The organism is Pseudomonas sp. BAV 4579, assembly GCF_009765395.1.
In the GTDB taxonomy this organism is placed as follows: Bacteria; Pseudomonadota; Gammaproteobacteria; order Pseudomonadales; family Pseudomonadaceae; genus Chryseomonas; species Chryseomonas aestiva.
In genome coordinates this window covers 1-12,830 of sequence record NZ_WHOV01000089.1, presented here as the reverse complement: position 1 = coordinate 12,830, position 12,830 = coordinate 1, and the positions used below count along the sequence as shown (strand labels likewise).

General features: G+C 68.3%; 15 protein-coding genes. 10 read left to right on the top strand and 5 right to left on the bottom strand.

Annotated elements, in window-relative coordinates:
* The first annotated feature begins 41 nt into the window (after positions 1 to 41).
* The 3 genes from dapE to GSQ95_RS17680 are packed head-to-tail and all read left to right on the top strand — an operon-like array spanning position 42 to position 2,382.
* Positions 42 to 1,184 carry a succinyl-diaminopimelate desuccinylase gene (dapE, locus tag GSQ95_RS17690; RefSeq protein WP_158893442.1) on the top strand — a complete coding sequence of 381 codons (1,143 nt, stop codon included), beginning with the start codon at positions 42 to 44 and terminating at the stop codon, positions 1,182 to 1,184.
* Entirely contained in the window at positions 1,181 to 1,993 is an 813-nt protein-coding gene (locus tag GSQ95_RS17685) for a putative RNA methyltransferase (RefSeq protein WP_158893444.1), read from the top strand. The genes dapE and GSQ95_RS17685 overlap by 4 nt, the downstream gene beginning before the upstream one ends.
* A 5-nt stretch (positions 1,994 to 1,998) precedes the next feature.
* On the top strand, positions 1,999 to 2,382 hold the full coding sequence (locus GSQ95_RS17680; protein ID WP_133862935.1) for a hypothetical protein: 384 nt from the start codon (positions 1,999 to 2,001) through the stop codon (positions 2,380 to 2,382).
* Between the two features lie 41 nt (positions 2,383 to 2,423).
* On the opposite strand, the gene GSQ95_RS17675 is transcribed toward GSQ95_RS17680, so the two are convergent.
* Complete coding sequence (locus GSQ95_RS17675; protein WP_133862934.1) at positions 2,424 to 2,636, bottom strand: cold-shock protein; 213 nt, start codon at positions 2,634 to 2,636, stop codon at positions 2,424 to 2,426.
* Between the two features lie 371 nt (positions 2,637 to 3,007).
* On the opposite strand from GSQ95_RS17675, the gene plsB reads away from it, so the two are divergent.
* The 4 genes from plsB to GSQ95_RS17655 all read left to right on the top strand — a co-directional run bounded on the left by plsB (position 3,008) and on the right by GSQ95_RS17655 (position 7,872).
* Positions 3,008 to 5,518, top strand: a complete 2,511-nt coding sequence (plsB, locus tag GSQ95_RS17670) for a glycerol-3-phosphate 1-O-acyltransferase PlsB (RefSeq protein ID WP_158893446.1) — start codon at positions 3,008 to 3,010, stop codon at positions 5,516 to 5,518.
* A gap of 48 nt (positions 5,519 to 5,566) precedes the next feature.
* On the top strand, positions 5,567 to 6,028 hold the full coding sequence (locus tag GSQ95_RS17665) for a YbaY family lipoprotein (RefSeq protein WP_158893448.1): 462 nt from the start codon (positions 5,567 to 5,569) through the stop codon (positions 6,026 to 6,028).
* 71 nt (positions 6,029 to 6,099) lie between these two features.
* Positions 6,100 to 6,825: an AraC family transcriptional regulator gene (locus GSQ95_RS17660; RefSeq protein WP_158893450.1), complete on the top strand. Its 726-nt coding sequence runs from the start codon at positions 6,100 to 6,102 to the stop codon at positions 6,823 to 6,825.
* Between the two features lie 102 nt (positions 6,826 to 6,927).
* Positions 6,928 to 7,872: a DMT family transporter gene (locus GSQ95_RS17655; RefSeq protein WP_158893452.1), complete on the top strand. Its 945-nt coding sequence runs from the start codon at positions 6,928 to 6,930 to the stop codon at positions 7,870 to 7,872.
* Between the two features lie 29 nt (positions 7,873 to 7,901).
* Here GSQ95_RS17655 and ung read toward each other — a convergent pair whose 3' ends face one another.
* The 4 genes from ung to GSQ95_RS17635 form a co-directional block, all read right to left on the bottom strand.
* Complete coding sequence (gene ung, locus GSQ95_RS17650; protein ID WP_158893468.1) at positions 7,902 to 8,597, bottom strand: uracil-DNA glycosylase; 696 nt, start codon at positions 8,595 to 8,597, stop codon at positions 7,902 to 7,904.
* A 64-nt stretch (positions 8,598 to 8,661) separates the two neighbouring features.
* On the bottom strand, positions 8,662 to 8,946 hold the full coding sequence (locus GSQ95_RS17645; protein ID WP_158893454.1) for a hypothetical protein: 285 nt from the start codon (positions 8,944 to 8,946) through the stop codon (positions 8,662 to 8,664).
* An 84-nt stretch (positions 8,947 to 9,030) separates the two neighbouring features.
* A complete protein-coding gene (locus GSQ95_RS17640) occupies positions 9,031 to 9,483 on the bottom strand; it encodes an NUDIX hydrolase (RefSeq protein ID WP_158893456.1) in 453 nt (150 codons plus the stop codon).
* Between the two features lie 51 nt (positions 9,484 to 9,534).
* A complete protein-coding gene (locus GSQ95_RS17635; RefSeq protein WP_158893458.1) occupies positions 9,535 to 10,656 on the bottom strand; it encodes a glycerophosphodiester phosphodiesterase in 1,122 nt (373 codons plus the stop codon).
* A gap of 143 nt (positions 10,657 to 10,799) precedes the next feature.
* On the opposite strand from GSQ95_RS17635, the gene GSQ95_RS17630 reads away from it, so the two are divergent.
* The 3 genes from GSQ95_RS17630 to GSQ95_RS17620 all read left to right on the top strand — a co-directional run bounded on the left by GSQ95_RS17630 (position 10,800) and on the right by GSQ95_RS17620 (position 12,752).
* Positions 10,800 to 11,015, top strand: coding sequence for a cysteine-rich CWC family protein (locus GSQ95_RS17630; RefSeq protein WP_158893460.1), 216 nt, complete (start codon positions 10,800 to 10,802; stop codon positions 11,013 to 11,015).
* Positions 11,015 to 11,719 (top strand): 16S rRNA pseudouridine(516) synthase, encoded by a 705-nt coding sequence (locus GSQ95_RS17625; RefSeq protein ID WP_158893462.1) that lies wholly within the window; start codon positions 11,015 to 11,017, stop codon positions 11,717 to 11,719. The genes GSQ95_RS17630 and GSQ95_RS17625 overlap by 1 nt, the downstream gene beginning before the upstream one ends.
* Before the next feature lie 61 nt (positions 11,720 to 11,780).
* Entirely contained in the window at positions 11,781 to 12,752 is a 972-nt protein-coding gene (locus GSQ95_RS17620; protein ID WP_158893464.1) for an aldo/keto reductase, read from the top strand.
* The last annotated feature ends 78 nt before the right edge of the window (positions 12,753 to 12,830 follow it).

Genomic DNA, 12,830 nt, shown 5'->3' with positions numbered 1-12,830 from the left:
TACCGCTCCCCCTGAACCCTAGCTGCCTCCCGGGACCCGCCATGACCACCGCCCTCACCCCCACCCTGGAACTCGCCTGCGACCTCATCGGCCGGGCCTCGGTCACGCCGCTGGACGAAGGCTGCCAGGCCCTGATGATGCAGCGCCTGGAGCGCCTGGGCTTCGCCCTCGAACCCCTGCGCATCGAAGAGGTGGACAACTTCTGGGCGCGGCGTGGCGGCGCGGGTCCGGTGCTGTGCTTCGCCGGTCACACCGACGTGGTGCCCACCGGCCCGCTGGAAGCCTGGCAGCAGGCCCCCTTCAATGCCCACGTGGATGCCGACGGCATGCTGCGCGGTCGCGGCGCCGCCGACATGAAGGGCAGCCTGGCGAGCATGATCATCGCCGTGGAGCGCTTCGTCGCCGACCATCCCGACCACCGTGGCGCCATCGCCTTCCTGATTACCAGCGACGAGGAAGGACCGGCCCTGCACGGCACTCGCGCCGTGGTGGAGCGCCTGCGCGCGCGCGGCGAGCGCCTGGACTGGTGCATCGTCGGCGAACCCTCCAGCACCCGGCTGCTGGGGGACGTGGTCAAGAACGGTCGCCGTGGCTCGCTCAACGGCCGCCTGACCGTGCGCGGCAAGCAGGGTCATGTGGCCTATCCGCACCTCGCACGCAACCCCATCCACCTGGCGGCCCAGGCCCTGGCGGATCTCGCCGCCGAGCAGTGGGATGCGGGCAACGCCTTCTTCCCGCCCACCAGCTTCCAGATTTCCAACCTCAATTCCGGCACCGGTGCCGGCAACGTGGTGCCGGGCGAACTGCAGGCGCTGTTCAACTTCCGCTTCTCCACCGAATCCACGGTAGAAGGCCTGCAGGCCCGCGTAGAGGCCATTCTCGATCGCCACGGCCTGGACTGGCACATCGACTGGTCGCTGTCCGGCCTGCCCTTCCTCACCGAGCCGGGCGACCTGCTCGACGCCGTCGCCGCCAGCGTGGAAGCGGTCACCGGCTATCGCCCCGAAGCCTCCACCAGCGGCGGCACCTCGGATGGTCGCTTCATCGCCACCCTGGGCGCCCAGGTGGTGGAACTGGGTCCGGTCAACGCCACCATTCACCAGGTGGACGAGCACGTCCTGGCCAGCGACCTGGATCTGCTGACCGAGGTGTACTACGGCACCCTGGTACGGTTGCTGGCATGAAGCTGACCTGTCCGCTCTGCCAGGCCCCGCTGGCCGAACTCGCGGGTGGCGTCGGTTGCGCCGCCGGCCATCGCTTCGACCGCGCCCGCCAGGGCTACCTGAATCTCCTGCCGGTACAGCACAAGAAGAGCCTGGACCCGGGCGACAACGCCGCCATGGTCGAGGCCCGCCGACGCTTTCTCGATGCCGGTCACTACGCGCCCCTGGCCGAGCGCCTGGCGCACCTGGCCGGCGAACGCGCGCCCCAGCGCTGGATCGACGTGGGCTGCGGCGAAGGCTTCTATACCGCGCGCCTGGCCCAGGCCCTGCCCACCGCCGACGGCTATGCCCTGGACATCTCCCGCGAGGCGGTGCGCCGTGCCTGCCGGCGTACCCCGGCGCTGACCTGGCTGGTGGCGAGCATGGCGCGCCTGCCGCTGCCGGACGCCAGTTGCCAGCTGCTGGCCAGCGTCTTCAGCCCCATCGACTGGGCCGAAGCCCGGCGCGTGCTGGCACCCGGCGGCGGCATCCTGCGCCTGGGTCCGGCCAGCGCCCACCTGCTGGAGCTGCGCCAGCGGCTCTATGACGAGGTGCGCGACTATGCCGAAGACAAGCACCTGCAGGATCTGCCGCCGGGCCTGGAACTGGCCCACAGCGAGGGGCTCGAATTCGTGCTGCCACTGGCCGAGCGCCAGAACCGCGAAGACCTGCTGGCCATGACGCCCCACGGCTGGCGCGTCAACGCCGAGCGCCGCGAGCGGGTCCTGGCCGAGCCCTTCGAGGTGCGGGTGGCAGTACGTTACGATTGGATCATCAAATCCGGAGCCTAAGCCCCATGCGCCAGCCCGATATCGAAATCTACCTCAAGGACGTCGATCAGGACGCCATCTCGGCCTGGCTCGAACAGGTGTTCGCCATGCCCTGCGTCTGGCAGGCGCACGGACAGACCTTCAAATGCACCCTGCGCTATGGCGGCGAGTCGATTCCGGTGACCTGGCTGCCGAAGGCGGTCGGCAAGTGGCACAGCCTGCTGCTGGAAAGCGATGTGTCGCCCTGGGTGGATGACCTGGCCTGCGCCCGCGATGCCTATGCAGCCCTCCAGGTACAGGTGCGCTGCGCCCCGAGTGGCTGGAGCGAGGAAGAAGAGGAAGAAGCCGCCGATCGCTGGCTGAAGGTGACGGACGCGGGCGTCGAAGAGATCGTCTGGCGCACCGAGTGAACTGAAGGCGCGAGGAGCCTTGCGCTCCTCGCGCAACGGATCTAGACCTGGGCGACGTCTTCGGCCTGGAGACCCTTCTGGCCCTCGATCACCGAAAACTCCACCTGCTGCCCTTCGTTCAGAGAACGATGACCTTCACCGCGGATGGCGCGGTAGTGAACGAACACGTCGGCACCGCCTTCGCGTTGAATGAATCCATATCCCTTGGCGTCATTGAACCACTTGACGGTTCCGGTTTCGCGTTGCTCACCCATCACATCTCTCCGAAGCTTTCTGGATTTCCTATCCCCGCTCGCCACAAGCTGGGCGTTCGGGTTGCTTTGTTGTATCGGTACAGATCGCTCGCCGGACTGGTCGCCAGGCTGGCAGCCCGATTCCGACCATCGGCAAGAACCCGCCGATGCCTTATAAAGCATGGCTTTCCCGGCAAAAGCAACGTTCTTTACGCAAAGTGCCATCATGGCTGAAAGCCGCGCCAACGCCGGGTTTTCGACGATCTGAGCGGCATTTTTTCGACAACGGGGACAAGCCGCCGACTGCCGGGTCGAAGAGAGAACAACACGGGCGGTTTTACGCCCGCCAGGCCATCCGGCACACTGCCGCCCCGTCACTCCGGTAGCCCTCCATGACCCGTTCGCCGCTGCGCCTGCTGGCCTTCTCGCTGCTCAAGCGCCTGCTCTATCTCTGGGTCCGCTCCGAGACCACCCAGGCGGCCAGCCTGCTCAGCCGCATCGATCCCGCCAAGCCGGTGCTCTATGTCCTCCCCGAGGCCTCGCTGAGCGATCTGGCGGTGCTCGACCGGGAATGCCGCAAGGCCGGCCTGCCGCGACCGCTACGTCCGCTGGTACTGGGTAGCAAGACCGAGCCACTGGCCTACTTCAACGCCACCGGCAAGGCGAACTGGCGCGGGCGCCCCGCCCGGCGCTCGGTACCCCCTACCCTGCGCCGGGTGGTGGCCGCGGTGACCGAGCAGCAGCTGGAAGACGTCCAGCTGGTACCGGTCAGCGTCTTCTGGGGCCAGTCGCCGGATCGCGAGACCAGTCCCTGGAAACTGCTCTGGGCGGACAACTGGGTGGTGACCGGACGGCTGCGCAAGCTGGCGCGCATCCTGGTGCTGGGCCGGCTGACCCGGGTGCAATTCTCCAAGCCGCTGTCGCTGGGCGAACTGGCCAGCCAGCGTCCCGATCCGCAACGCCTGGAGCGCCTGGTGATGCGGCAGCTGCGCATCCACTTCCGCAACGTGCGCCAGGCGGTGATCGGCCCGGACCTGTCGCACCGCCGTACCCTGTTGCGCGGCCTGCTCCGCGCGCCCCAGGTACGGGCGACCATCGCCCACGAGATCGCCCAGCGCAAGGCCACCCCCGGGCGCATCGAAGACGAGGCGGCGCACTATGCGCGCGAGATCGCCTCGGACTTCTCCTATCCGGTGGTGCGCTGCCTGGACGTCGGCCTGCGCTGGTTCTGGAACAGCATCTATGACGGCGTCACGGTCAGCCACATCGAGCGGATCCAGGAGATGGCGCCCGGTCATACTGTGGTCTACGTGCCCTGCCACCGCAGCCACATCGACTACCTGCTGCTCTCCTACCTGCTGTTCCAGAACGGCCTGACCCCGCCGCACATCGCCGCCGGCATCAACCTGGACATGCCGGTGGTGGGCAACATCCTCAGACGTGGCGGGGCCTTCTTCATGAGGCGCAGCTTCAAGGGCAACGCCCTCTATGCGGCGGTGTTCAACGAATACCTGCACAGCCTGTTCAGCCGCGGCTTCTCTACCGAGTACTTCGTCGAGGGCGGTCGCTCGCGCACCGGACGGACCCTGCAGCCACGCACCGGCATGCTGGCCATGACCCTGCGCAGCTTCCTCCGCGATTCGCGGCGCCCTATCGTCTTCGTACCGGTGTACATCGGCTACGAGAAGGTCTTCGAGGGCCGCACCTACCTGGGCGAGTTGCGCGGCGCGGCCAAGAAGAAGGAATCCATCTTCGACCTGGTCAAGGTCTTTGGCGCCCTGCGCCAGCGCTTCGGTCGGGTCTGGGTCAACTTCGGCGAGCCCATCCCGCTGCAAGGCTTCCTCGATGCCCGCCGTCTGGGCTGGCGCGACGAACCCCTCGACGAAGACCTGAAGCCCGCCTGGTTCAATTCGGTCACCCACGAACTGGGCGAGCGGGTGGTCCGCCGCATCAATGCTGCGGCGGCCGTCACCCCGGTCAACCTAGTGGCCCTGGCGCTGCTCTCGACCAACCGCCAGGCCCTCGACGAAGGCGCCCTGGTACGCGCCATCGACCTCTATCTGGATCTGCTGAAGCGGGTGCCTTACTCCACCAGCGTCACCCTGCCCGAGGGCGACGGCCAGGCGATCATCGAAGAGGTGCGCGCCCTGGGTTTCCTCTCCGAGCAGCAGGACGCCCTGGGGCGCATCCTCTACCTGGACGAGCAGAACGCGGTGCTGATGACCTACTACCGCAACAACGTCCTGCACCTCTTCGCCATCCCGGCGCTGATCGCCAGCTTCTTCCAGAACACCGGGCGCATGACCCGCGAGCTGATCCACAGATTCGCCCTGGCGCTCTATCCCTATCTGCAGGCCGAGCTGTTCATCCACTGGGAGCGCGAGGAGCTGCCCCTGGTGCTGGACGGCTGGCTGGAGGCCATGGTGGAGCGCGGCCTGCTGCGCATCGAGGACGACGTCTTCGTGCGTGCGGCGCCCAGCTCGCGGCAATTCGTCCGCCTCACCCTGCTGGCGCGGGCCATCCTGCAGACCCTGCAGCGCTACTACATGACCACCGCGCTGATCCTCAATCACGGCCAGAACAGCCTGACCGCGCCGCAACTGGAAGAACTCTGCACCGTGATGGCCCAGCGGCTGTCGGTGCTGCATGGCCTCAATGCGCCAGAATTCTTCGACAAGTCGCTGTTTCGCCACTTCATCCAGACGCTGCTGGCCGAGGGGGTGCTCCGCAAGGCCGACGACGGCACCCTGGGCCATCACGAATTGCTCGGCGAACTGGCCGAAGGCGCCGGCAAGCGGGTGCTGCCGGCGGAGATCCGCCTGTCGATTCGTCAGGTGGCGCTGGACCGACCCGATGCGCCCGACCTGCCGGATCCCGAATCCCCTGCGGTCGCCAGCAACTAAGCCGGCGTCCATGGGTCACAGCAGTCGATTTCAGTCCAGGATCTACCCATGAAAAGAATCGCCACCCTGCTCGCCATCTCGCTGCTGCTCAGCGCCTGTAGCGGGCTGCGCCCCGGCCCCGCGACGCCACCGCCGCCCACCGAACAGCCGCAGACCACTACCCCTGGCATGCCGACCCAGCCGAGCATGACCAGCCTCAGCGGCCAGGCCACCTTTACCGCCAACGAGCCGGTGCCGCCCACCGCCAAGCTCACCGTCAGCCTCTACAGCGCCAGTGCCGGCGACACCCCTGCCGGTCGCCTGGCCCAGCGCACCCTGTTCGTCAAGCAGCCAGGCCAGGTGCCCTTCCGCCTCGACTACGCCCCGGCCAAGGTCAAGAGCGGCGAGCGCTATCTGCTCAGCGGCCGCATCCTGCTCGGCGGTCGCCCGCTGTATCTGACCCAGGAGCCGGTGGCCGTGGACCTGAGCAAGGGTGGCGAAGTGGAGTTGCCGCTGCAGCCGGTGCGTTGAGGTCCGTAAGGCCCGGGGCGGCATGCTAGGATCAAGGCTCTCGACCCCCCGCTTCGCCACCGAGGTGCGCCTTGACTCCCCGTCTCGCCATCAAGCGCTATCAGGGCGAACACCAGCCCCATGCCCATGCCTTCGCGCAGCTGGTGCTGCCCATCCAGGGCGGCATGGAGCTGGAGCTCGCCGGGCGTAGCGGGACGCGGTTGCATACCGGTCTCGCGGCCCTGGTGGCGCCCGACTGCGGTCATGCCCAGCAATCCGAGCCAGGCAGCCGCTTTCTGGTGATCGACTGCGCGGCCGACTGGTTGCCTGCTCCGCTCCTGGATCGCGCGCTACGGCAGCCGGGTCTGGCGATTCCGCCTGCGACCCGCCAGCTGCTCGCCTTCGCCGAGCTGACCTCGCCTGGCGCCCTCGACAAACACGCGCCCGAACTCACCCGTCTGCTGCTCGCGTCGCTCACCGCCGCGACCGCCGGCTCGGCCTTCGACCGCCTGCTGGTCCAGGTGGAGGCCCAGCCCGCGGGGGACTGGAGCAACGCGGCCATGGCCCGCCTGGCGGGCCTGGGGCTGACCCGGTTGCACCTGCTGTTCCATCAGCGTTTCGCCCAGACGCCCCAGGCCTGGCTCACCGACCTGCGGTTGCGCCAGGCGCAGCGCTGGCTCGCCGACAGCCGTCTGCCCATCGCCGATATCGCCCTGCGCATCGGCTTTTCCGACCAGGCCGCCCTGACCCGTGCCATGACCCGCCGCCAGGGCATCAGCCCGGCCGCCTGGCGGCGCGGTCAGCGACTGCCGGGGTAGGCAGTCCAGGTAAGCAGTCCAGGTAAAAAACCCCGCAGTCTCGCGCAAGACCGGTCCAGGTCGCCGTCACCACACTGGTGTCGAATCGGTGGAGACGGCGCGATGCAGGAACGAGAACTGTCGGCAGTGGGTATCGGCTACGGGCTGGCGGCAGGCCTGTGCTGGGGCGTGATCTTTCTGGCCCCGGCGCTGGTCCCTGACCTGAGCGGCGCCCAGTTCGCCGTGCTGCGCTTTCTCTGCTACGGACTGGTGTCACTCGGGCTGTTGCTGCCCTGCTGGCGCCGACTGCGCAGGCAGCTGACCTGGGCCGACGGCACGCGCCTGTTCTGGCTCAGCCTGATCGGCAACCTGGGCTACTACACCCTGGTCGGCGTGGGCGTGAAGCAGGCCGGTATCGCGGCGACCACCCTGATCGTCGGCCTGATCCCGCTGCTGGTGGCCCTGGCCGGGCAACGCGACGCGGGCGCTGTGGGATTCGGGCGCCTCTGGCCATCGCTCTGCTGCGCGCTGCTCGGCGTGGTCCTGATCAGCTACGAGACGCTGACCACCCCCGCGGTTGGCGAGCGGCCCGCCCTAGGCCTGCTGTGCGCCTGTGGCGCCCTGCTGGCCTGGAGCTGGTTCGCGGTGGTCAACACGCGCCTTCTGGCCAGGACGCCGATCGGCGCCCACGATTGGGGCCTGCTGCTGGGCGGGATGACCGGCGCCCAGGCCCTGCTGGCCGCGCCCTGGTTGCTCGGCGAAGAGCTGGCGTTGCGAGCACCGGCGGACTGGCTGCAGCCGCTGCTGGTGGCTGCCGGCGTGGCATTGCTCGCCTCGGTGATCGGTGGCGCCTGCTGGAACCAGGCCAGCCGCCGGCTACCCCTGACCCTGAGTGGCCAGGCCATCGTCATCGAGACCCTGGCCTCGCTGACCTATGGCTTTATCTGGAACGGGCGCTGGCCGACTCGCCTGGAAGCCCTGGCGATCCTCCTGCTCCTGTTCGGGACGAGCTGGTGCCTGCAGTGCCACCGGCGCCCGTCTCGGACAGTCGCGGCAGGGGCGACCTGACCGCGAGGGTCGTGGCCGGCTGCGCCCTCCTACGCCAGCGGTGGCAGCGCCCAGTCGATAGGGGTGAGGCCGGCGTTGCGCAGGAATTCGTTGGTGCGACCGAAGTGGCCGTTGCCGATGAAGCCGCGATGGGCCGACAGCGGCGAGGGATGCGCCGACTTGAGGATCAGGTGCTTCTGGGGATCGATGAGCGTCTGCTTGCTCTGGGCATGGCTGCCCCAGAGCAGGAACACCAGGTTCTCCTGCTCGGCGCTGACCACCTCGATGATGCGATCGGTGAATCTCTGCCAACCGGCCTTGGCGTGGGAACCGGCGTTGCCCTGTTCCACGGTCAGCGAGGTATTGAGCAGCAGCACGCCCTGCTCGGCCCAGTGCTGCAGATAGCCGTGGCTGGGAATGGGCAGGTTCAGGTCGCGCTTGAGTTCCTTGAAGATATTCTGCAGCGACGGCGGCGCCGGCACGCCAGGCTGCACCGAGAAGCTCAGCCCGTGGGCCTGGCCCGGACCGTGATAGGGGTCCTGGCCGAGGATGACCACCCTGACCTGATCCAAAGGGGTGGTATTGAGGGCATTGAAGATCAGCGGACCGGGCGGATGGATGACCTTGCCCGCGGCCTTCTCGCGCCTGAGGAATTCGCTCAGCTGACGCATGTAGGGCTGCTCGAATTCGTCGCGCAGCGCGGCTTTCCATTGGGGGTCGAGCTTGATGCGATCGTCGTCCACGATTCGAGGCTTCCTGGTCAAGACAAGGGCAGCACCCTAGAAAAGCCGGCTGCCCCTGTCAAACCCGCTACCAGCGCGGACCGTAGCGCGGGCCCCAGCCAGGCGGACCATAACCCGGACGCGGACCCCAGCCGGGACCCGGACCCCAGTGGGGCGGTGGCGGCGGAGCCGGTCGATAGTAGTAGCCGTAGCCATAGGGCCGCACGATGACCGCGGGCGGCGGATAGGCCGGCGTCCCGTAGAAGACCGCCGCAGGGGGGGCCGGGCGGCTGTAATAGCGCGGGGACGTGTCGTAGACGGTGCAGCCGGTGAAGGTCAGGGCACAGAGCGACGCCAAGAGGAAATGGCGCATGGGGAGATCTCCAGAACGGCCCGGATGGGCCTGGAGAAAGCTTAAGCCGCGCCCGCCGCTCGCGCTCGATTATCGCGCGTTCATTCAGCCGGGATTAAGAGACGCCGGTCGGCTCTCCTCCCGCTCGCCCAGGTAGTCCTGCAGCCGGGCCTGCAGATGGGGTACGCCCTGGGGATGGGCAAGAAAGTCGGCGATGCTCATCAGCTGCCAGTGCTGGCCCTCGTCGCCAAAGCGGATGGCGGCGAGCTCGGCGGGATGCAACTGCCCGGCGAACAGCCAGCTGGGCAGATAGCCGGGCAGGCGCGGCGGATAGCAACGCCCCCAGGTCAGCCGCGCCTCGTCCAGCACCAGGCCGAATTCTTCTTCCAGTTCGCGCAGGGCGCAGCGCTCGGGCGTCTCGCCGTCTTCGCGCCCACCGCCGGGCAGGTCCCAGAGGGCCGGCCAGGGGATGTCGGGCTTGTCATCGCGCTGATAGACCAGGATCTGCTCAGCGCAGAGCAGCGCCAGCTTGGCGCCGTTGAAGGCATGGCGGGACATGCGGAGGCCTCCGGTGGCGACGGGGAGACCGCCAGGCCTCCCCGTCTGGACTCAATAACCCAGCTGCTTGAGCAGGGCACCGGGTGCCTGCTTGGCCGGACGCTCATAGAACTTCAGCAATTCGGCGGCGCGGTTGCTGAAGAAGCCATCCACGCCACGGGGCGCGAGACGCGCGTAGTCCACCGCCGAGTCCACCGTATAGGCATGCACCAGCAGACCCCGCTCGTGGGCGACGTCGTTCATCCAGGGCTTCACCAGGTCCGCATAGCTCTGGTCGCCACCCTCCTCCAGGGCGGCCGAGGGACCTATGCCGATGGCGCCATGGGCCTTGGCCCACTCGATCCAGGCGGTGAAATCGCCCTCGGAGCGCACCTGCTGCTTGGCGTAGTAGGCCGCCTTGCTGGCCTCGCCCGACTCCGCATAGCTCGGCCCTGGCTTGGCCGGGATGTAGTCATCGCCCAGCCACAGCAGCAGGATCTTCGGCGTCTTCGGCATCTCCTTCTGCAACAGCTCCAGGCTGCTCTTCTCGAAGGTCTGCAGGATCACCCGCCCGGGCATGGCGGCGACGCCGGTGGCACCCGGCTTGGGCTTGCCGAGCCAGCCGCGCTGGGTCAGCTTGGCCTTGAGGTCGCGCTCGATGCCCGGAAACAGCTTGGGTTGCTTGGTCTCGATGTAGAGACCCGGCTTGTTGCGACCGCCTTCGGCGATGTCGATGACCTCGTCGAGGGTAAGGATCCTGAGTCCGGCGAACTTTGGCCGGGCGCGGTCGGGATGGGCCTGGTTGAACCAGCTGCCGGCGTCCAGCGACTTGAGTTCGGCCAGGGTGAACTGGCTGACCGGGGCCTTGGCGCGGTCGGGGAAGCGCTTGGCGACATCGGTGGTACGTTCCAGGGTGTCGTCGTGCAGGGCGATGAGCTGGCCGTCCCTGGTGCGCTGCAGGTCGAGCTCCAGGTAGTCGGCGCCCAGCTCCCGCGCCACCAGATAGGCCGGGGCGGTGGATTCGGGGGCGTCGAAGGAGGCGCCGCGATGGGCGATCACCGCCGGCCAGGGAATGCCGGCCTGGCGGGCCAGGGTCTGGCCGATATCGGCTTCGGTGGCCAGGGCCAGCTGGCTGACCAGCAGGGTGCCGGGAATGAGGGTACGGATCAGGGTGCGCAGAGCAGTTATTGTCATGGGTTCCTCGGGTGGTCCGACGATCGGAGCTAGGATGCAGCTTGCACCCTGGTTGCGACAGTACGCAGCCCCCCAGCGTAGCGGACGTTACCCAGGTCGCAATTCCCGGTACTCTGCCGCCCGCTTCGCCCGACGAGATCACCATGGCCGCATCGCCCATCCCCTTCGATCCCACCCGCTGCCCGCTGTGCGGCCAGGCCAACAGCTGCGTCCTAACGGCCGGGGGCGAGATCCGCGACTGCTGGTGCCTGCAGACGCCGATCGAGCCCGCCGTCCTGGACCGCCTGCCCGCGCAAGAGCGCGATCGCCGCTGCCTTTGCCCGGCCTGCGCGGCAGGCGTCGCGAGCGAACCTCGCTGATGCGCCTGGACCGCTGGCTGGGCAACCGACCCGAGCTGGGCCGACAACTGGGGCGGCGCCTGCTCGCCGAGGGCCGGGTAAGGGTCAACGGCACCACCACCCTGCGGGCCGAGCAGGAGGTGTTCGCCTTCGATCGCATCGAGGCCGACGAGCGCCTGCTGCAGGACGGTCCCGGCGGTCGCTACCTGATGCTGCACAAGCCGCGCGGCTGCGTGAGCGCCACCGTCGATGCCCGCCATGCCACGGTGCTGGACTGCCTCGCGCCGGACCAGCGCGCCGATCTGCACCTGGCCGGGCGGCTGGACTTCAACACCACCGGCCTGCTGCTGCTCACCAACGATGGCCAGTGGTCGCGCGGCCTCAGTCATCCGCGTCACAAGCAGACCAAGCGCTACCGGGTCGCCACCGCCGAGGTCATCCCACCGCAGCTGGTGGCCGCCTTCGCCGAAGGGCTCTACTTCGCCTATGAGGACCTCACCACCCAACCGGCGCAGCTGGAGTTGCTGGACGACCACAGCGCCTTCCTGACCCTGGTCGAAGGCCGCTATCACCAGGTCAAGCGCATGTTCGGCCGCTTCGGCATCGAGGTCATCGCCCTGCATCGCGACCGCATCGGCGAGCTGGCGCTGGATTCCGCCCTGGCCGAGGGTGCCTATCGCCCCCTCACCCGCGCCGAGGTGGCCCTGCTACGTCCGGCGAACTAGGGGAACAGGAGTCTGGGGACACCGGTCGGGATGCAGACACGCACCACCCTGGAGACTTCCCATGCGTATCGACATCCCCTCCCTCGGCTTTGGCGGCGCCCCGCTGGGCAACATGTTCCGCGAGGTAGGCGATGCCGACGCCCGGGCGACGCTCGAAGCCGCCTGGGACGCCGGCATCCGCCTCTATGACACCTCGCCCCACTATGGCGCCGGGCTGTCGGAGCGACGTTTCGCCGAGGTGCTGGCCGACAAGCCGCGCGACGACTTCGTCCTCTGCAGCAAGGTCGGCCGCCTGCTGGAACCGGCCGACCGGCCGGAAAATGCGCCGCCGTTCGTCAACGAATTGCCCTTCAAGCGAGTGCTCGACTATTCCGCCGACGGCGCCCGCCGCTCCATCGAGGCCAGCCTGGAACGCCTCAGGACCGATCGCCTCGATCTGGTCTGGATCCACGATCTGTCCGAGGACCAGCACGGCCCGGCCTGGCGCGACTACTTCGCCCAGGCCATGCAGGGTGCGGCCAAGGCCCTCACCGAGATGCGCGAGGAAGGGCTGATCCTGGGCTGGGGCCTGGGCGTCAACCTGGTGGCACCCTGCCGCCTGGCACTGGAGCAGAGCGATCCCGATGCCTTCCTGCTGGCCGGTCGCTATTCCCTGCTGGATCATCGCGAAGCCCTGGACACGCTCTTTCCCGAATGCGAACGCCGCGGCGTGGGCATCGTGGTGGGTGGGCCCTACAACTCCGGCCTGCTGGCGGGTGGCAAGCACTACAACTACGCCGAAGCCGAGCCGGTGCTGCGCCGCAAGGTCGAGCTGATCGAGGGCGTCTGCCAGGATCACGGAGTGGACATCCGCGCCGCGGCCCTGCAGTTCTGCCTGGCCCATCCCACGGTGGCCGCCACCATTCCCGGCAGCAGCACCCCGGAGCGGGCCCGGCAGAACGCCGAACTGCTGCGGGCGCCCATCCCCGCCGCCTTCTGGCGCAACCTGCGCGAGATCAGCGTGCTGCCGGAGGACGCCCCGACGCCCGCGTGAGTGACCTGCGTGAGTGAAAAGGGCGGCTGTGCTAGGCTCGCCGCCCCTTTTCCACCCTGCCTGCCCTCATGACCTCGC

Coding starts and splice junctions, on each gene's coding strand:
- GSQ95_RS17680 (WP_133862935.1), top strand. CDS start 1,999: ATGCGCCAGCCCGATATCGAAATCTACCTCAAGGACGTCGATCAGGAC.
- GSQ95_RS17645 (WP_158893454.1), bottom strand. CDS start 8,946: ATGCGCCATTTCCTCTTGGCGTCGCTCTGTGCCCTGACCTTCACCGGC.
- GSQ95_RS17625 (WP_158893462.1), top strand. CDS start 11,015: ATGCGCCTGGACCGCTGGCTGGGCAACCGACCCGAGCTGGGCCGACAA.
- GSQ95_RS17635 (WP_158893458.1), bottom strand. CDS start 10,656: ATGACAATAACTGCTCTGCGCACCCTGATCCGTACCCTCATTCCCGGC.
- plsB (WP_158893446.1), top strand. CDS start 3,008: ATGACCCGTTCGCCGCTGCGCCTGCTGGCCTTCTCGCTGCTCAAGCGC.
- GSQ95_RS17640 (WP_158893456.1), bottom strand. CDS start 9,483: ATGTCCCGCCATGCCTTCAACGGCGCCAAGCTGGCGCTGCTCTGCGCT.
- GSQ95_RS17620 (WP_158893464.1), top strand. CDS start 11,781: ATGCGTATCGACATCCCCTCCCTCGGCTTTGGCGGCGCCCCGCTGGGC.
- GSQ95_RS17685 (WP_158893444.1), top strand. CDS start 1,181: ATGAAGCTGACCTGTCCGCTCTGCCAGGCCCCGCTGGCCGAACTCGCG.
- GSQ95_RS17655 (WP_158893452.1), top strand. CDS start 6,928: ATGCAGGAACGAGAACTGTCGGCAGTGGGTATCGGCTACGGGCTGGCG.
- GSQ95_RS17665 (WP_158893448.1), top strand. CDS start 5,567: ATGAAAAGAATCGCCACCCTGCTCGCCATCTCGCTGCTGCTCAGCGCC.
- GSQ95_RS17630 (WP_158893460.1), top strand. CDS start 10,800: ATGGCCGCATCGCCCATCCCCTTCGATCCCACCCGCTGCCCGCTGTGC.
- GSQ95_RS17675 (WP_133862934.1), bottom strand. CDS start 2,636: ATGGGTGAGCAACGCGAAACCGGAACCGTCAAGTGGTTCAATGACGCC.
- dapE (WP_158893442.1), top strand. CDS start 42: ATGACCACCGCCCTCACCCCCACCCTGGAACTCGCCTGCGACCTCATC.